Genomic DNA, 17,587 nt, shown 5'->3' on the forward strand with positions numbered 1-17,587 from the left:
CCTACGTATGTATCCGCTCGGCGACGCGGCCCTGGTGCTGGAGCTCGGCCAGGCTATCGACCCGGCTACCCACCGCCTCATTCAGGCCTTCGCCCGGCTGCTCGACCAGCACCCGCTACCCGGCCTGCGCGAGTACGTGCCGGCCTTCACTACGCTTACGGTGTATTACGATTGTCGGGCGCTGCAGCAGGCCGGTGATTTGCCACCTTACGAGCAGGTAGCTAGCTGCCTGCAAGCCCTATTGCCGGCTGCCCGGGCTGCTGCCATCGAGTATGCGCCCGGCGCGCTCGTGGAAATACCGGTTTGCTACGGCGGCGAGTTCGGGCCCGATTTGGAGGTGGTGGCGCAGCACGCGCAAGTAACAGCTGAAGAGGTGATTGCCCTCCATGCCCAGGCCGAGTACCTGGTGTACATGGTTGGTTTCGCGCCCGGCTTTCCCTACCTCGGCGGGCTCGATGCGCAGCTGGCTACCCCGCGCCGCGCCCAGCCCCGGCCGCTGGTGCCGGCCGGCGCGGTCGGCATTGCCGGTATGCAAACGGGCATCTATTCGCTGCCCACGCCGGGTGGCTGGCAGCTCATCGGGCGCACGCCGCTGCGGCTGTTCGATGCCGGCCGCGCCCAGCCCAGCTTATTGAAAGCGGGCCAGCGGCTGCGCTTTGTATCTATTTCAGAGGCCGAGTTTCAGCGGCTGGCCTCATGAGCATCAGCGTGCTGAAACCTGGGTTGCTCACCACTGTGCAGGACCAGGGCCGGTTTGGCTACCAGCAGGCTGGGCTGGTAGTAAGCGGCGCGCTCGATGCCGTGGCGCTATGCACCGCCAACCTGCTGGTGGGCAACCCCGAAACTGCCGCCGGCCTCGAATGCACGCTGCGCGGCCCCACGCTGCGCTTTGACACGGACGCGTTGCTGGCCCTTACCGGGGCCGAACTGGCCGCCCGCATCAACGGCCAGCCGGTGCCCACCAGCCGGCCGGTGGCCGTGCGGGCCGGTACGGTCCTGACATTTGATGCGCCGCCGCGGGGTGGCCGGGCGTATCTGGCCGTAGCCGGCGGCGTGGCCGTGCCAATGGTGCTGGGCAGTCGCGCTACGTATCTGCGGGCCGCGCTGGGTGGTTTCCAGGGCCGGGCCTTGCGGGCCGGAGATGAGCTGCCGGTAGGAGAGTGGTCGGCCACCGGCGCGCACCTGTTTGCGGCGCTGCGGCCAGCAAACCCCCGTGGCTGGGCGGCAGCAAGCTGGTGGGCCGATGCCGCCCAGCCCCGAGCCCAACCTACCGATGCGCTGCTGGTGCGGGCGCTGCCCGGACCGGAATATGAGCAGTTTACCCCCGAAAGTCAGCAAAATTTCTGGGCGCAGACTTTCGGCGTAACTACTGAAACTGACCGCATGGGCTGCCGCCTGAGTGGGCCGGCCCTCACCCGGCACACCGCCGCCGAGCTGCTGTCGAGCGCCGTCACGTTTGGCACGGTGCAGGTGCCGGCCGGGGGCCAGCCCATTGTGCTGCTGGCCGATTGCCAGACCACCGGCGGCTACCCACGCCTGGTCCAGGTTATCTCGGCCGATTTGGGCCGCCTGGCGCAGGCGCTGCCCGGCATCCACCTGCGCTTTCAGGTAATTACCCTCGCCGAGGCGCAGGCGCTGTATCTTGCGCAGCAGCAGCGGCTGCGGGCCTTGAGCAGCGCCATTCAGCTGAGGATAATATAGTATAAATAATATATTATGCCTCCCTTTCTCATCGAGTCCGAATAGTAATCTTCCCCTAGCGTAACCATGCCTTCTGTCGATTTAAACTGTGATATGGGCGAAAGCTTCGGGGCCTGGACGCTGGGCCAGGACGCCGAAATAATGCCGCTTATCACCTCTGCCAACGTCGCCTGCGGGTTTCATGCCGGCGACCCCGGCGTGATGCGCCAGACCGTGCAGCTGGCCCTGCGCCACGGCGTGGCCATCGGCGCGCACCCCGGCCTGCCCGACCTGGTAGGCTTTGGCCGCCGCAACCTGGACATTTCGCCCCAGGAAGCCTTCGATATGACGGTGTACCAGCTCGGGGCGCTGGCCGCCGTGGTGCGGGCCGAAGGTGGCCAGCTGCACCACCTCAAGCCCCACGGCGCGCTCTACAACATGGCCGCTACCAATGCCAAGTTAGCCGAGAGCATCGCCGAAGCCATTTATAAAGTGCAGCCTGAGCTGACGCTCTACGGCCTGGCCGGCTCCGAGCTGACCAAAGCTGGCGAAAAAATCGGCCTCAAAACCGCGCACGAGGTATTTGCCGACCGCACCTACCAGGGCGACGGCACACTTACGCCGCGCCGCCAGCCCGACGCCCTCATTACCAGCGCCGACGCGGCCATTGCCCAGGTGCTGCGCATGGTGCAGGGCGGCTGGGTGCGCACCCAGCAGGGGCCGGAAGTGGCCATCCGGGCCGATACCGTGTGCCTGCACGGCGACGGGGCCCACGCCCTGGACTTTGCCCGGCAGCTGCGCACGGCGCTGGCCCAGGCCAATATCGAGGTGCGCGCTACCCCCGCCGTTGCGCCCAGCGCCCGATGAAGCTGAAGTTTCGTACGCTCGGCGGAGCCAGTCTGGGCGCTGCTTTTCTGATGGCCAACTCGTCCATCGGCCCCGGCTTTCTGACCCAGACTACCGTGTTTACCCAGCAGCTGCTCACCAGCTTTGGGTTTGTTATTCTGGTGTCGGTGCTGCTCGATGTGGGCGCGCAGCTCAATACCTGGCGCGTACTCACGGTGAGCGGGTTGCGGGCGCAGGACCTGGCCAACCGCCTGCTGCCGGGGCTGGGCTACTTCCTGGCGGGTATGGTTATTCTGGGCGGCTTCGCCTTCAATATCGGCAATATCGCCGGCTGCGGACTGGGCCTGAATGTGCTCACCGGCCTCTCGTACGAGCAGGGCGCTCTTATCAGCTGCGGGGTGGCGCTGCTGCTGTTCTGGGTGCGCGAAGTCGGCAGGATGCTCGACGGCTTTACCAAGATTCTGGGTACGATTAAGATTCTGCTCACGCTGGGAATTGCCTTCAGCGCGCACCCGCCGCTGCTGCAGGCGCTGCACCACACGCTGCTGCCGGCCAAGGTAAGCGCGGCGGCCATTGTCACCATTGTGGGCGGCACGGTGGGCGGCTACATCACGTTTTCGGGCGCCCACCGCCTGCTCGATGCCGGTATAAAAGGCATTGGTAGCCAGGCCGAAGTGACGCGCAGCGCCGTCAGCGGCATCGTTATTTCCACCATTATGCGGTTTGTGCTCTTCCTGGCCATTGTGGGGGTGCTGAGCCACGGGGCCGTGCTGCAAGCCGACAACCCGGCGGCGGGGGTGTTCCGGTCGGCGGCGGGCGAGGTGGGCTTCCGCATATTCGGCATAATATTGTGGAGCGCGGCCATTTCCTCCGTGGTGGGCGCCGCCTACACGTCGGTGTCATTTTTCAAGACGTTTCACCCCGTATTCGAGCGCTACGAGCGGGCCTGCATTTCGGTGTTTATCGTGTTGTCAACCAGTATATTCGTGCTGGTTGGCAAGCCTACTCAGCTGCTCATTTTTGCCGGCGCCATCAACGGGCTGATACTGCCCATAGCCCTCGCCATTGTGCTCGTAGCCGCCGCTAGTCCCCGCCTCATGGGCAGCTACCGCCACCCGCGCTGGATGCTGGCCGCCGGCTGGCTGGTGGTACTCATAATGGGTAGCCTCAGCGTGCGGGCCATCTGGGAGCTGCTGGCTTAGCGGGCTTTACCTCATTCGCCAGGCGCGCGCCTCGGCCAGCGCCGCCAGCAGTTGCGGCGTTTCAATCTCCAGTGCGCAGCGAAAATGACCCAGCGGACAGCGGGCGTGCCCATGCAGCCCGCACGGCCGGCAGGCCAGCGGCCCCGGATGCTCCACAATGCGCGAAAACGTGCTCAGCGGCCCAAACCCGAACACCGGCACCGTAGAGCAGAAAATAGCGCACACCGGCGCATCCACGGCCGAGCACAAGTGGAGGGGGGCCGAGTCGTTCACGTAGTTCAGCACCGCCCCACGCATCAGCGCCGCCGAAGCCAATAGGGATAATTTTCCTGATAGATTGACCACGCCCGGTCGGTTGGCGGCCTGCGCCAGCCGCTCGCAGGCCGCCGTATCGGGTGGGCCGCCGAGCAGGTATACCGGCAAATCGGCGGGCAGGGCGGCCAGTAATTCCAGCCACTTTTCCTCCGGGTATTGCTTGGTAAACCATACCGAAGTGGGCGCCAGGCAGAGGTATTCGCCCACGGCTGCGTAGGCTGCAGCGGCGGCCTCATCGGCGGGCGTGGGGTAGAGCTTAGGCTTAGAATTAAAAATGAGTGTTGAGCCTACATTTTCTGTTGACTCAGCACGCGTATTTTTAATTTTTAATTTTTCATTTTTAAGTAAAAAAAGGTTGCGCGTTACCTCGTGCGTGCCATCGCCGATAACGTGCGGCACGCGCCGCGTGAAAAACCGACTGAATGGGTTCTCGGCAAAGCCTACCTGCTCGGCCGCGCCCGAAAACGCCGTGAGAAACCCCGTGCTGGCAAAGCGCTGCAGCGTCACCACACGGCCGTATTTCTCCCGCCGAATCTGATTAAGTAGGCGCAGCAGATTAGGGTACTTGCTGGTTTTCTTATCCCAGATTAATACGCGACGAATGTGCGGATTGCCAGCCAGCAAGCCTTCATTGCCGCGCCGCACCAGTACATCGAGCGGCCGGCCCGGCTCGTGCTGCGCCAGGTACTCAACCAGCGCCGTGGCCAGGATAACGTCGCCAATAAAGGCCGTTTGGATGAGCAGGGTGGCGGACATGGGGGCGGGGTAAAACGAAAAAAGCGGGCGGCCCGGGCCACCCGCTTTTCACACTCAGTTAAAAACTACTGGCAAACCTACGCGGCCGGGGCAGCGCTCATCTTGTCCAGCGCATCCATTACCTCTTTCACGTGGCCGCGCGAGGTTTCGAGCATTGCCTTCTCTTCGTCGTTGAGCTGCAATTCAATCACGCGCTCCACGCCGTTTTTGCCCAGGATAACCGGGGCGCCGAGGTACACGCCGTTGATGCCGTACTCGCCTTGCAGCTCGAGGCACACCGGGAACACCCGGCGCTGGTCGCGCACGATGGCTTCTACCATTTGGGCGGCCGCCGCGCCAGGCGCGTACCAGGCCGAAGTGCCCATGAGCTTTACCAGCTCGCCGCCGCCTACGGCGGTGCGCTGCACAATGGCGTCCAGCTTGTCTTTGGAAATCAGCTCCGTAACCGGAATACCGCCCACGGTGGTGTAGCGGGGCAGCGGCACCATGGTGTCGCCGTGGCCGCCCATCAGCACCGCCTGAATATCTTTGGGGCTCACGTTCAGGGCCTCGGCCAGGAAGGCGCGGTAGCGGGCCGTGTCGAGGATACCGGCCATGCCGAACACCTTTTCGCGGGGCAGCTTGGCGGTGAGGTGCGCCTGGTAGGTCATCACGTCGAGCGGGTTCGATACGACGATAATAATAGCGTTGGGTGAATATTTCACCACCTGCTCGGTTACCGATTTTACGATGCCGGCGTTAGTCGCAATCAGGTCGTCGCGGCTCATGCCGGGCTTGCGGGGCAGGCCCGAGGTAATGACTACCACTTCCGAGCCGGCGGTGCGGGCGTAGTCGTTGGTAACGCCTACGGTGCGGGTATCGTACCCAATGATGGGCGCTTTCTGCCAGATATCGAGGGCTTTGCCTTCGGCAATGCCTTCCTTGATGTCAACCAGTACAACTTCGTTGGCAATTTCACGGGTGGCGAGCACGTCGGCGCAGGTTGCGCCCACATTGCCAGCCCCAACTACGGTAACTTTCATGAGAATAAATGAAGGGTAGGAGGGAACGGTGCCAGCAAGTCTGGCGCGGTAAAAGTACGCCCAAATTGGTAGGAGCACGTTGCCCGCGCCCGAACCGCTTACAGCTTCACCTCTTTCGTATTATCGTCCAGGTTCCGGTCTATCAGCTCGTGGTAAGGGTCTACGGCCACGGAGGCCGGCTTTTGGGCCACCACGAATTGCAGCTTGTTGTTGCCGGCCACGAGGCGACGCTTGATGAGCAGTAGGGGCGGCAGGGGCTGCTTGCTGGGACCCGGCGCGGGAAAAATGGCCACGGGCATGTAGTCATGCTCGGGGCCGGCCGCTGGTTGCCGGTGCTGTCGGCGTAAAACTTCTGGCTCTTCACCGTGAAGTTGACCTGGTAGCGGCCATCGGGCAGCTTTTTAGCTGAGGCATCGGTCACACGGTTTTCGTAAAGCGTGATGCGGTCGAAGTTGTCCGTGATAAACTGCTGAAGCGAGTCGGGTGCCGCCCGGCGGATGTAGCTGATAAACTCGGTCGAGTTGGTGTAGGGCGGGCCCTGGAAGGCCACGGCGTGCACGTAGTCGTGCAGGGCCGCATTGAGCTTTTGCTCGCCCATGTAGTCCTGCAAGGCGTACATCACCACCGAGCCCTTGCCGTAGTGAATGTATTGCTGATTCTCGACCAGGGCCAGCGGCACCTCCTTCTTCCGCTCGAAGGCGCGGCCCTGCAGGTAGCGCCGCTGGTCAATTTTCAGGAATTTCTGCATGGTGTAGTAGCCAAACGTGTGCTTGAGTACCATGAAGGCCGAATACTCCGCCATCGACTCAACCATGAGCGTGCTACCCTGCACGTTGCCCCGATTACCTGGTGCGCCCACCACTGGTGCGCCACCTCGTGGGCCGTCACGTAGAACGGATAGTCAAGGTCTTCAGGGTCTTTGGGGTCAACCTTGGCAATGAAGCCAATCGCCTCCGAAAACGGAATCGTATTGGCGAAGCTCTGGGCAAACTGCTGGTAGTTCGGAAATTCCAGGATGCGCACCTGCTGGTGCTGGTAGGGTGAGAAGTTCTTGGAGCAATATGCCAGCGCGGCCTGGGCACCGGCTGCCATACGGGCCAGGTTGTAGGTGTGGCCCGGCTGGTAGTAGATGGTAATCGGGATGGTGCGGTGGCCCACTGAATCAACCCAGTTGGCCTTGTATTCCTGGTACCTGGCCGAGAGGAAGGTGTAGAAATTCAGCATCGGCCGGTCCATGGCATAGGTGAAATAGCGGCGGCCATCCTTCGTCCATTCATTCTGCAGGTAGCCCGGCGCGATGGCCGTCTGGTCGGCCTCGGTACTTACCGTAATGCGGAACCGAATCCAGTCCGCATCCTGGCTGATGTATGTATTCTGCCGGGCCTTCAAATTATTGACCGGTGCCATGCGCGGGCGCGGCTTGAGGCCGTAGCTTTTGCGGGTCTGGTCGTTGGTCAGCTCGGCGTTCTCGCGGTAGCCCAGGCTGGGCAGGTAATTGGAGCTGATGAAGCTGCCATTGTACACGATGTCGGTGTTCGAGTCGCTGTTTGGAAAACCCAGCTCGCGGTAGTCGATGCTCATGGTGAGCGGTAGCGAGTCGCCGGGTGCCAGCGGCCTGGCCAGCCGGTACAGACGGATACCTGAGGTCGTGTCATTCAGCACCAGGCTGGCCGTGCCGGGCTGGCCCAGGGCCAGCTGGCGCAGCCGCGGGTGCTGCTCGGCGGGCAAACTCACAATCACCGTATCGAGGGGCCGTGGGTGCTTGTTCACCAGCATAAACTGCCCCTGAAAATGCACTCGCCTAGTGCTTGGGAAGATGTCGGTATTCAGGTCTACGGCCACGATGCGGGGCTGCGCCACGTCCTTGAGGCGACGGTACTGGCGCTCGTACTGCACTTGCAGTTTTTCCTGCTGCTTGGGCGTGCGGTACTGATTGAGAATATTGGTGTTATAGTAAATAAAGCTGCCCGTGCCGATGGCAATTACTAGCCCCACCAAAGCGGCCAGCGTGCTGCTGCTGCCCCAGCGTCGGCGCGCTTCGGCCCAGCGGCCGCTCGAGTCGGTGCCGCGCACCCAAAGCAGATTGGCCAGCAGCACAAAGAGAATAGCCCAGCCCACCCAGTACAGCTTTGTCCACCAGAAAGCAGGCATGAAGTGGCCGTATCCGTTCATGTCGGAGTGCGGCGCGCTGGGTGCCCCGCCATAGGCCAGCAGCCGGTGGGTAAAGCCCAGTTGCCCGCGAAATATATTGATTAAGTAATATAATATCATCACGAAGAAGCCCAGGTACTTGTTGTTCACGAGCACCTGCACCAGCATGGCCAGCACGCATAGCAGCAGCAAATAGGGTAGCATCAGGCCAAACAACGCCTGGATGTACAGCCCGATTTCGTAGTGGAAATACCCTTTCACCGTTTGCACCAGCAGCCCGCACAGCAGCACCACCATCAGCAGCACCACCTGCACCAGGCCCAGGGCGGCCAGCTTGCTCATAAACGGCACCCAGGTAGGCACCGGCACGGCATCGGTAATCTGGGCCACGCCGGCCTCGCGCTCGCGCCACACCAGCTCGCCGCTGTAGTAGATGATGATTATCAGCAGGAACAGGAAGAATGTGCCGCTGAGCACGCTCACTGCTTCACCCGTGACGGGGTAGGTCGTAGTGTCGAAGGTTTTACCAATCTGCGAGGAGGTGGCAAGCAGAAAAATGACGCCCGCCCCTACAATGGCAGCGAAATACACGTTCCGCACGATGCCCCGAAATTCCAGCTTGGTGAGGCTCCACCACTGCTGCAGGTGCATAGAGGTGGTAAACACCTGCGCCACGCGGGGTAGCCGCAACGTGGCAAGTGCTGGCACTACAGTATCGTCGTCAAGCACGGTCGCCGCTGCATTTTTGCGCTTTCCGGGGGCTTTGTCCGAAGCAAAAGCTGAGAACCTGAACCGGGCGTAGCAAAACGCGAGCAGGCCTACCCCCACCGCCAGCCACACGGCCCGGTTGAGCAGCACAAACGAGCTGAGCGGTAGCAGGCGCGTATTTTTATCGGCGGCCGTCCAGTAGCGGGTCGTCAGCTCCACGGCCCCGAGGCCAAAGGCATCAAGCGTAGCCGCCAAATGCTCATTCTTGAGGTCGGAGAGGTATGAGCTGGCAATGAGGTAGCCCACCAACAGCACCACCGACCCGATGTAGGTGCTCAGAATATTGCGCGTGAGCGTGGCCGTGGTGAAGAAAATAGCCCGCTAAACAGCAGGTTGGGCAGGATAATAATCAGGTAGGGCCACAGATACGTACCGGGCGGCGTATGCGCCAGAAAGCGGTCGGCCTCGACCCAGGGCATTGCGCCCGCCACCGCCGCGCCCAGCCCCAAGCCCAGAAATACCAGCGCCGCAATCAGAAAAGAGCCCACAAACCGCCCGCCCAGGTAGCCGGCCTTGGTGATGGGAGTGGTGTAGAACAGCGGGTGCGTGCGGTACTCAAAGTCGCGGTACACAGGGTTGGCCATCAGCGACGAAGCCACGATGACACCAAACGTGCTGAGCACTCCCAGCACGATGGTGACCGAAAACGGCGCGTTGATTTTTACGGCCTGCCCGTCGCCGCCCAGGCTCACGCCCACGCCGGTGCCAAAGCCGCCGCCGGCCGCCGTCACGAGCAGGCCCGCGAGCAGCGCCAACAGCAAAAAGTAAATCCAGGTGGCTGGCCGCCGCAACCGGTACTTCAGTTCAAAAAGGAGTATAGGCAGGAACATGGTTCTTGGAATTAAAAACTATGAATTAAAAATTGACTTAACTAGCAGGTAGTCAAGCTGGCGCGGCCTTAATTTTTAATTGCTAATTCTGAATTCTTAATTTCTGAAAAGTACACGTCTTCCAGGTCGGGGCTGACTTGCTCAAACCCGCGCCCGGTGCGCTGTCGGCCAGCACGTGTACCACCGTTTTGCCCGCAAACAGGCGCGAGCTTATCACGCGCTGATTGGCCTGCAAGCTGGGGAGCTCGGCTTTCTCGATAAGCTTTTTCCAGATTTTACCGTGCAGCGCGTTCATCACCGTTTGCGGGTCGCCGGTGAGCAGCACTTCGCCCTTGTTGATAATGGCCATGCTGCGGCACAGGTCGCTCACATCACTGACAATGTGGGTACTGAGAATAACGATAATGTTCTCGCCAATCTCGCTCAGCAGGTTGTGGAAGCGGTTGCGCTCGGCGGGGTCGAGGCCGGCCGTGGGCTCATCCACGATAATGAGGCGCGGATTGCCCAGCAGCGCCTGCGCAATACCGAAGCGCTGCTTCATGCCCCCGAATAGCCGCCCACGTGCTTTTTGCGCACGTCGTAGAGGTTGGTCTGGTGCAGTAGCGCTGCTACCATCTCCTTGCGCTCGCGGCCGTTGGCAATGCCTTTGAGGGTCGCGAAATGGTCGAGCAGCTCTTCGGCGCTCACCTTGGGGTATACTCCAAACTCCTGGGGCAGGTAGCCCAGCACCCGGCGCACTGCCTCCTTATCGCGCAGCACGTCGATATTATCGAGCATAATGCTGCCCGTATCGGCGTCCTGCAAGGTGGCGATGGTGCGCATCAGGGAGCTTTTGCCCGCCCCATTGGGCCCGAGCAGGCCAAACATGCCGGTGGGAATCGTCAGGTTTACGCCTCGCAGCGCCTGCGTGCCGTTGGCGTAGGTTTTGGAAAGGTTGGTAATGGTAAGAGACATAGCCAGTTGTAGAAAGAAGAAAGAGGGCTGGTTTATAGGTAGCTAAAAGTTTAGCTAACCCACTTAATCTTGGGCAAGATAGGGCGCGAAAGGGAGCTTTTTCCAATAAAGCCGCAGGCACACGCCAAGCAATTGCTTTGCTGCTTAGGAAGTTCCGGCTGGCAGTTGAGAATTTATATATTAAAAAAATTATTTTAAATATACTTGGTCCGCTCGCAAGTCTGGTTTTGTGCAGGCTACAACCGCTGCACGGCCAGCACGCGCATGGTGGCTTTCTCTACCTTAAAGCGCTCATCCACGCGGCAGCCCACCACCCAGCAGATTTTGCCATCGGCCGAAGTGAGCACGCGCACTTCCTCTTTGAGATTAAGCGGTACTTTCTGGTCGATGAGAAAATCGCTCAGGTGCTTTTTGCCTTTCATGCCCAGCGGCATAAACCAGTCGCCCTCCTGCCAGCGCCGCAGGGTGAGCGGAAATTTTAGCTTATCCATATCCAGCGCGGCCGTGCTGCGCGAGCGCGGAATCTCGTAGCCTGCGCCATCGTGCCTGGTGGCGCGCAGGCGCAGGCCGTCGGCCAATAAGTCTTCCTGGTCTTCAGCTAACTGGAACGTACCGTACTGCGCCAGGCGGCGCGGCGTGATAACGAGCCGACCACGGTCCTTTACCAGGCGGTGCGTGGGCGAGTCGAACTGCCGGCCGGCTGGCCCATCGAAGGCGGCCACTATTTCCTTCACCACCGGCCAGGCAAAGCCAAACTCGCGCAGCAGCTCGTGCAGCACCAAAGCCGGCGCAGCGGCGGCAGTGAGTGGGGCCAGGTCGAGATAAACCGCGTCGTCTTCGTCTCGCCTCGCCTCGGCGGCCAGTGCTTCAACGTAGCGCCGCACGATTTCCTCGGCCCCGCCCACGCGCTCGGCGGTGGCGGCCAGCGTGTTGTCGAGGTTGGGGTTGATTTCGCGCAGCACGGGCAGCACCTGCTGGCGCAGGCGGTTGCGCTGGTACACGGGGCTGTCGTTGCTGGCATCCTCGCGCCAGATAAGGCGGTTCTCGACCAGGTAATCGTAGAGGTCGTCCTTTGCGCAGGGCAGGAGCGGGCGCACCACGTAGCCATTTTTGGCCCGGATGCCGTGCAGGCCCGCCAGGCCGGTGCCGTGCGTCAGGTTGAGCAGCATGGTTTCGGCGGCATCGCGGCGGTGGTGGGCGGTGGCAACCGCGGCGTAGCCATTGGTAGCCCGCACCTGCTCAAACCAGCGGTAGCGCAGCAGCCGGGCGGCCATCTGGGTCGAGATGCCTTCGCGCTCGGCAAAGGCTTTGGTTTGAAAAAACTCGGCGAAGTAGGGTACTTCGTACTGCTTGGCCAGCTTGCGCACAAACTGCTCGTCGGCGTCGGCCTCTTCGCCCCGCAGGCCGAAGTGGCAGTGCGCCACGGCCAGCTCCATACCCAGCCGGTGCAGCACATCGAGCAGCACCACCGAGTCGAGGCCGCCGCTCACGGCGACGAGCACGGTATCGGTTTCGGGGTTAAAAAGAGCGTTCTGGCTGATAAACTGGCGAACCTGGTCGAGCATCATAAATTAGGAGGGAGGAGCACTACATTGCAAAGATGCGCGTTAGCCCCGGCCCCGTCGCCGTAACTTTGGGCCGAATGCCGCTTCTCCGTTTTCTCATAGCTATTCTGCTCCTGCTGCCGCTGGGGCGCTGCAGGCCCAAAACCGCCCGGCCGCTCCGCCCACTCCTGCTGGCCCTGGTTCGCGCCCGCAGCCCGTTAAAGGGGCACCCGTCGAGCTGCTGCCCGGCACCCGCGAGCTGCGCGGCGGCGACTTCAACGGCGTAAAAATCCGCAAGCTGATTGGCAACGTGAGCTTTAAGCAGCAGGACGTTTTTCTGTACTGCGACTCGGCTTACCAATACCTGGAGCGCAATGAAATAGAGGCGTTTAGCAATGTGCGCATTGTGCAGAGCGATACCATGACCATCACCGGCGACCACGGCTTTTATGATGGCAACAAGCGCACGGCCCGCATGACCGGCCAGGTTGTGACGATGCACGACCCGCGCATGACGCTCACTACTACGGCGCTCGACTACGACCTCACCCGCAAAACGGCTTTCTACACCGTGGGCGGCCACATCGTGGACCCGAAGAATACCCTGGATAGCCAGCAGGGCTTTTACGATACTAATAGCAAAGTATTTGTTTTTAAGCGCGACGTGCACCTGATTTCACTCGATGAGCAGGGCCAGCCCACCGACCTGCGCAACGACACGCTGACTTTTAATACCATTACCAAGATTGCCTATTTCGATGGGCCGACGCGCATTAAAAGCCCCCAGGGCGACCTGTACGCCGAAAAAGGCACGTACAATACCACCACCCGCGTATCTAACTTTGCCCGCAACGCCAAGATTGACACGCCCGGCTACCTGCTCGGCGGCGACCAGCTGGTGTACGACCAGGTAAAGCTCTATGGCATTGCCACGGGGCACGTCTCGCTTATTTCCAAGAAAGACAACCTGGTGCTGCGCGGCGACCAGGGCCGCTACTGGCGGGCGCTGGGCCGCACCAAGCTCTTTGGCTCGCGGCCGGTGGTGCGCAACATCTCGGGCAAGGACACGCTCTATATGGCCGCTGATACGCTGCTGAGCGTCGAAACCCGGCCGGGCCGCGCCGTGCAGCGGCCCATTCTGTACGCCTGGCCCAAAGTGCAGATTTTCCGGGGTAAGATGCAGGGCCGCTGCGACTCACTCACCTACGACCGTCAGGACAGTATCATTTACCTCAACCGCGACCCGGTGGTGTGGCAGGCCCGCAACCAGCTCACGTCCGACTCGATGAATCTGCGCTTCCGGCGCGGGCAGCTCGACCGGGCCAACCTGTTTTCCAATGCCTTTGCCGTGCAGGAAGACACCGTGCAGGACCATAACCAGGTGAAGGGGCGCAACATGGTGGCGTATTTCCGGCGGGGCCAGATGGCGCGTATCGATGTGCTGGGTAATGCGGAAAGCCTGTATTTTACCCTCGACGGTGATACCGTGCTGAGCGGGATGAATAAGTCGGTGTCGGCCAGCATGCGGCTGCGCTTTGTTGATAATAAAATCAAGCAGCTTACCTGGCTCACCAACCCTGAAGCCAGCTACACGCCCGTGCACGAGCTGAAAGATGACGTGAAGCAGCTGAAAGGCTACCGCTGGCGGGTAACCGAGCGGCCTACGCGCCGCGTGGTCTTCGGCAAGCATTTCGCCGCCGACCTCACCCGCAAGCCGAAAGCTAAGCCAAAGTCGAAAGCGTCAAAAACCCGCTCAAAAGCCAGGGGTAAAACGCATTCCAGACCCGCCGCCCGGCCCAAAACCGCGCCAATAAAGCCGACTGCGCCCGCACGGCCCGTTGTGCCTGCAACCCCCGCTAAGTTTCGGGCTCCTCGCCTCGCGGGCCCGTAGCGGAACTACCTGCGGTTTGGGCGTCGTTTTACTTGTACCTTTGCCCTTTGTATGCAATTCTCTCGTTTGATTACCGCCGCCTTGCTCACCGGCACCCTTGCGCTGGGGTCGTGCACGGGCTATCAGAAGCTACTCAAAAGCGGCACTGTGAACCAGAAGTACGAGGCTGCCATTAAGTATTACGATAGTGGCGACTTTTTCCGCTCGGGCGCGCTGCTTGAGGAGCTCATTCCGCTGCTTAAAGGCCGGCCGGAAGCTGAAAAAACGCAGTTTTACTTCGCTAACACGAATTATAAGCAGCGCAACTACGTATTGAGCGCCTACTACTTCAAGCAGTTTATCGATACGTACCCTAACTCATCGCAGGTCGAGGAGGCTTCCTTTTTGCGGGCCAAGTCGCTGTTTCGCGACTCGCCCAGCTACGAGCTCGACCAAACCAACACGGTAACGGCGCTCGAGACTATTCAGGATTTCCTGAATACTTATCCGACCAGCCAGTTCCGGCTGGAAGCGGAAAGCATGTCGCAGGAGCTGCAGAAAAAGCTCGAAAACAAGGCGTTTCAGAGCGCCAAGCTGTATTATGCGCTGCGCTACAACCAGGCAGCCGTAACGGCGCTCGGCAACTTCGAGACGCAGTTTCCGGGCTCGGCTTACGGCGAGCAGGCCGACTTTATTCGCTTGTCGGCCCAGTATGCCTGGGCCAGGGAAAGTATCGAAGCGAAGCAGCGTGAGCGCTACCTGGATGCCGTCTCGTTCTATCAGCACTTCATCGACACCTATCCGCAGAGCAAAAACCTGCGCACGGCTCAAACCATGTACGACGACAGCCGCGCCGAGCTGGAGCGCCTCAAAGCTATTCCCGAAGCCCAGGCTGCCGCGCAGGCCGCCGTGGAGCAGGTAAATGCCACGGCCCCCGCGCCCCGCTCGCAGTCGTCGGGCGGCCGGGGTGGCCGCCGGGGCCACTAGCCAACAACTCAGTATCTATTCTAACGAAGTGTAATTTCTCATGAAAGCTCCCGCCTCCGCCTCCATCATCACCCGCAACCTGGCCGACATCACGACCGACAAAAACAACGTCTACGAGGCCATTTCCATCATCTCGAAGCGCGCCAACCAGCTGTCGGTGAAGCTGAAAGAAGAGCTGGCCGACCGCCTGGCCGAGTTTGCGACCACCGTCGATAACCTCGAAGAAGTATTCGAAAACCGCGAGCAGATTGAAATCAGCAAGCAGTACGAGCGTCAGCCCAAGCCTACCAGCCAGGCTATCGAAGAGTTTATCGCCGGTGAGCTGCACTACGAAACCCCCGAGGCCGCGCCGGTAATTATTCCCCGCGAGCTGTTCTAGGTGGCCTGGTGGCCGTTGCTTGCCGATTGTTAACCGTTTTGTCTGATGACTGCTCCCCAACAATCACCCGGTAGCCGCGTGCCATCAATATTGCAAAAACGGCATATTCTGCTGGGCGTAAGCGGCAGCATTGCCGCTTACAAAGCCGCGCCGCTGGTGCGCCTGCTGGTGCAGGCCGGCGCCGAGGTGCAGGTTATTCTCACCGAAGCTGCCGCCGCATTTGTGACGCCGCTTACCTTAGGTACCCTCTCCAAAAAGCCCGTCCTGACGGGCTTTTTGCGTGATGCGGCCAGCGGGCAGTGGCACAACCACGTTGAGCTGGGCCTGTGGGCCGATGCCTACCTGATTGCCCCGGCCAGTGCCAACACGCTCGGCCAGCTGGCTAACGGCTTGTGTCCTAATCTGCTAAGTGCCGTGTACCTGTCGGCCCGCTGCCCGGTATTTCTGGCTCCGGCAATGGACCTCGACATGTACGCCCACCCGGCCGTGACGCAGAATATCCAGCGCCTGCGCTCGTTTGGCAACCACGTCTTTGACTCGCCCAGCGGGGAGCTGGCCAGCGGCCTCAGCGGCCCTGGCCGCATGCTGGAGCCCGAGCAGATGGTGGCAGAGCTGGAGAAGTTCTTTGTGGATAAAAAATAGAACGTCATGCTAAGCTTGCCGAAGCATGACGTTCTATTGTGAAAATTAATAGAATATGATGCGCGTTCTCCTCACCGCTGGCCCCACCTACGAACCGCTGGACCCGGTGCGCTTTCTGGGCAACCGCTCGACGGGCAAAATGGGCTACGCGCTGGCCGAAGCGTTTGCCGCGACCGGGGCGGCCGTCACGCTCATCAGCGGGCCAACGGCGCTACCCGCGCCAGCCAACCCGCTGATAACGACCTTGCGCGTCGAAACGGCCCACCAGATGTATGAGGCGGCTGCGGCCGCCGCACCGCTGGCCGATATCTGGGTATTTGCCGCTGCCGTGGCCGACTACCGACCGGCGACAGTGGCCGCCGAAAAGATTAAGAAAGCCGGCGATACCTTAACGCTGACGCTGGTAAAAAACGTGGACATTGCCGCTACCCTCGGTCAAACCAAGCGGGCTGAACAATTTGCAGTCGGTTTTGCGTTGGAAACTACCAACGAGCTGGCGCATGCCCAGGATAAGCTGCACCGCAAAAACTTCGACCTGGTAGTACTCAATTCCCTGCGTGATGCCGGAGCTGGCTTTGGGCACGACACTAATAAAGTGACCGTGCTCGACCGGGCCGGCGAGGTGCGTAGCTTTGAGCTACAAGCCAAAACCGAGCTGGCCCGCACGCTGGTAGCGCTTATTCTGACTCGTTTTACCGCTGTATATGCGTAAAGTATTCTTTCTGTTCGGATTGCTGGCTACGGCTATGCTGGCCCGCCCCGCCCAGGCGCAGGAGCTGAACGCCCAGGTGGCCGTGTCGCTGGAAAATGTGACAATTACGGACCCCACGCTCGTGCAGCAGCTGCAGAAGGACATGACTGCCTTCCTCAACACGCGCACCTGGACCCGCCAGACTTACCGGCCCGAGGAGCGCATTAAGCTGCGCGTTTTTGTAGGCATCACGGCGGTTCCGCAGAATGGCTCGTACCAAGCCACCATGCGCCTCATTGCTACGCGACCGGTTTATGGCACTGGATACGAAACTAACCTGCTGAATATCAACGACCGTAGTTTTAATTTTAACTATACGCCCCAGACGCCGCTCGATTTTGCACCCAGTAACTTCGTCAATAACCTGTCGTCGCTGCTGGCCTTTTATGCTTACATAGTTATCGGCACCGACCAGGATACCTTTGCCCGGCTCGGCGGCACACCGTATTACGACCAGGCGCGGACTATTTTGCAGTATTCAGCAACCCAGACGCTGACCAGCGAGTCGGATGCTGGGTGGACCGATGCTAGTCCGCGCAACCGCTACTGGCTGCTCAATAACCTGACCGACCCGCAGCTTGAAGCCTTCCGGACCGGCCTCTACGCTTACTATCGGCAGGGAATGGATATTTTTATCGAGAAGCCTGAGGAGGCGCGCACGTCCATTATGGCTGCCCTCACGGGTATTCAGAAAGCCAATTCAGTGCGCCCCAATACGTTGTTTTTGCGGGCCTTCTTCGATGCCAAAGCTGATGAGATTACCAATATCTTTCGTACCAGCACCGATGCGCAGCAGAAGCAGCAGCTTGTGGCGCTACTCACCGATGTGGACCCGGGAAATTTAGCTAAGTATCAGACAGTTATTAAGCAATAAAGGGGGCTGGTTTGTC

Annotated in this window: 16 protein-coding genes and 1 pseudogene; 10 read left to right on the forward strand and 7 right to left on the reverse strand. The window is 60.7% G+C overall.

Going from position 1 to position 17,587, the window contains the following annotated elements:
- The first annotated feature begins 7 nt into the window (after positions 1 to 7).
- From pxpB to GKZ67_RS06390, 4 genes are all read left to right on the forward strand, one after another.
- Positions 8 to 700 carry a 5-oxoprolinase subunit PxpB gene (gene pxpB / locus GKZ67_RS06375; RefSeq protein ID WP_173241618.1) on the forward strand — a complete coding sequence of 231 codons (693 nt, stop codon included), beginning with the start codon at positions 8 to 10 and terminating at the stop codon, positions 698 to 700.
- Complete coding sequence (locus tag GKZ67_RS06380) at positions 697 to 1,701, forward strand: biotin-dependent carboxyltransferase family protein (protein WP_173241619.1); 1,005 nt, start codon at positions 697 to 699, stop codon at positions 1,699 to 1,701. Before pxpB ends, GKZ67_RS06380 begins: the two co-directional genes overlap by 4 nt.
- Positions 1,702 to 1,794: 93 nt before the next feature.
- On the forward strand, positions 1,795 to 2,547 hold the full coding sequence (locus GKZ67_RS06385) for a 5-oxoprolinase subunit PxpA (protein ID WP_317172250.1): 753 nt from the start codon (positions 1,795 to 1,797) through the stop codon (positions 2,545 to 2,547).
- On the forward strand, positions 2,544 to 3,728 hold the full coding sequence (locus tag GKZ67_RS06390) for an NRAMP family divalent metal transporter (protein ID WP_173241621.1): 1,185 nt from the start codon (positions 2,544 to 2,546) through the stop codon (positions 3,726 to 3,728). The genes GKZ67_RS06385 and GKZ67_RS06390 overlap by 4 nt, the downstream gene beginning before the upstream one ends.
- Before the next feature lie 6 nt (positions 3,729 to 3,734).
- Here the strand turns inward: GKZ67_RS06390 and GKZ67_RS06395 are convergent, their stop codons facing one another.
- The 7 genes and pseudogenes from GKZ67_RS06395 to tilS form a co-directional block, all read right to left on the reverse strand.
- Complete coding sequence (locus GKZ67_RS06395) at positions 3,735 to 4,799, reverse strand: glycosyltransferase family 9 protein (RefSeq protein WP_173241622.1); 1,065 nt, start codon at positions 4,797 to 4,799, stop codon at positions 3,735 to 3,737.
- Between the two features lie 77 nt (positions 4,800 to 4,876).
- Entirely contained in the window at positions 4,877 to 5,821 is a 945-nt protein-coding gene (gene mdh / locus GKZ67_RS06400) for a malate dehydrogenase (RefSeq protein ID WP_151088338.1), read from the reverse strand.
- Between the two features lie 160 nt (positions 5,822 to 5,981).
- Positions 5,982 to 6,602: a hypothetical protein gene (locus GKZ67_RS23110; protein ID WP_254245092.1), complete on the reverse strand. Its 621-nt coding sequence runs from the start codon at positions 6,600 to 6,602 to the stop codon at positions 5,982 to 5,984.
- Positions 6,554 to 8,998 (reverse strand): ABC transporter permease, encoded by a 2,445-nt coding sequence (locus tag GKZ67_RS06405; protein ID WP_254245093.1) that lies wholly within the window; start codon positions 8,996 to 8,998, stop codon positions 6,554 to 6,556. The genes GKZ67_RS23110 and GKZ67_RS06405 overlap by 49 nt, the downstream gene beginning before the upstream one ends.
- 17 nt (positions 8,999 to 9,015) lie before the next feature.
- A complete protein-coding gene (locus GKZ67_RS23115; RefSeq protein WP_254245094.1) occupies positions 9,016 to 9,570 on the reverse strand; it encodes an ABC transporter permease in 555 nt (184 codons plus the stop codon).
- Between the two features lie 68 nt (positions 9,571 to 9,638).
- Positions 9,639 to 10,524, reverse strand: a pseudogene (locus GKZ67_RS06410) (ABC transporter ATP-binding protein).
- Between the two features lie 236 nt (positions 10,525 to 10,760).
- Positions 10,761 to 12,092: a tRNA lysidine(34) synthetase TilS gene (gene tilS, locus GKZ67_RS06415; protein ID WP_254245095.1), complete on the reverse strand. Its 1,332-nt coding sequence runs from the start codon at positions 12,090 to 12,092 to the stop codon at positions 10,761 to 10,763.
- A gap of 286 nt (positions 12,093 to 12,378) precedes the next feature.
- Here tilS and GKZ67_RS06420 point away from each other — a divergent pair, with 286 nt between their 5' ends.
- The 6 genes from GKZ67_RS06420 to GKZ67_RS06445 are packed head-to-tail and all read left to right on the forward strand — an operon-like array spanning position 12,379 to position 17,571.
- Positions 12,379 to 13,959: an OstA-like protein gene (locus GKZ67_RS06420; RefSeq protein WP_173241623.1), complete on the forward strand. Its 1,581-nt coding sequence runs from the start codon at positions 12,379 to 12,381 to the stop codon at positions 13,957 to 13,959.
- A gap of 51 nt (positions 13,960 to 14,010) precedes the next feature.
- The gene (locus GKZ67_RS06425) at positions 14,011 to 14,925 is read left to right on the forward strand and encodes an outer membrane protein assembly factor BamD (RefSeq protein WP_173241624.1); all 915 of its coding nucleotides are present in this window, start codon (positions 14,011 to 14,013) and stop codon (positions 14,923 to 14,925) included.
- Positions 14,926 to 14,965: 40 nt separating this feature from the next.
- Complete coding sequence (locus GKZ67_RS06430) at positions 14,966 to 15,304, forward strand: DNA-directed RNA polymerase subunit omega (protein ID WP_151088343.1); 339 nt, start codon at positions 14,966 to 14,968, stop codon at positions 15,302 to 15,304.
- A gap of 45 nt (positions 15,305 to 15,349) precedes the next feature.
- Complete coding sequence (locus GKZ67_RS24420) at positions 15,350 to 15,946, forward strand: flavoprotein (protein WP_173241625.1); 597 nt, start codon at positions 15,350 to 15,352, stop codon at positions 15,944 to 15,946.
- A 55-nt stretch (positions 15,947 to 16,001) separates the two neighbouring features.
- A complete protein-coding gene (locus GKZ67_RS24425; protein ID WP_317172251.1) occupies positions 16,002 to 16,658 on the forward strand; it encodes a phosphopantothenoylcysteine decarboxylase in 657 nt (218 codons plus the stop codon).
- Positions 16,651 to 17,571, forward strand: a complete 921-nt coding sequence (locus tag GKZ67_RS06445; protein ID WP_173241626.1) for a DUF4835 family protein — start codon at positions 16,651 to 16,653, stop codon at positions 17,569 to 17,571. Before GKZ67_RS24425 ends, GKZ67_RS06445 begins: the two co-directional genes overlap by 8 nt.
- Positions 17,572 to 17,587: the final 16 nt, after the last annotated feature.

Origin of the sequence: Hymenobacter sp. BRD67, assembly GCF_013256425.1 — a bacterium.
Taxonomy (GTDB): Bacteria; Bacteroidota; Bacteroidia; order Cytophagales; family Hymenobacteraceae; genus Hymenobacter.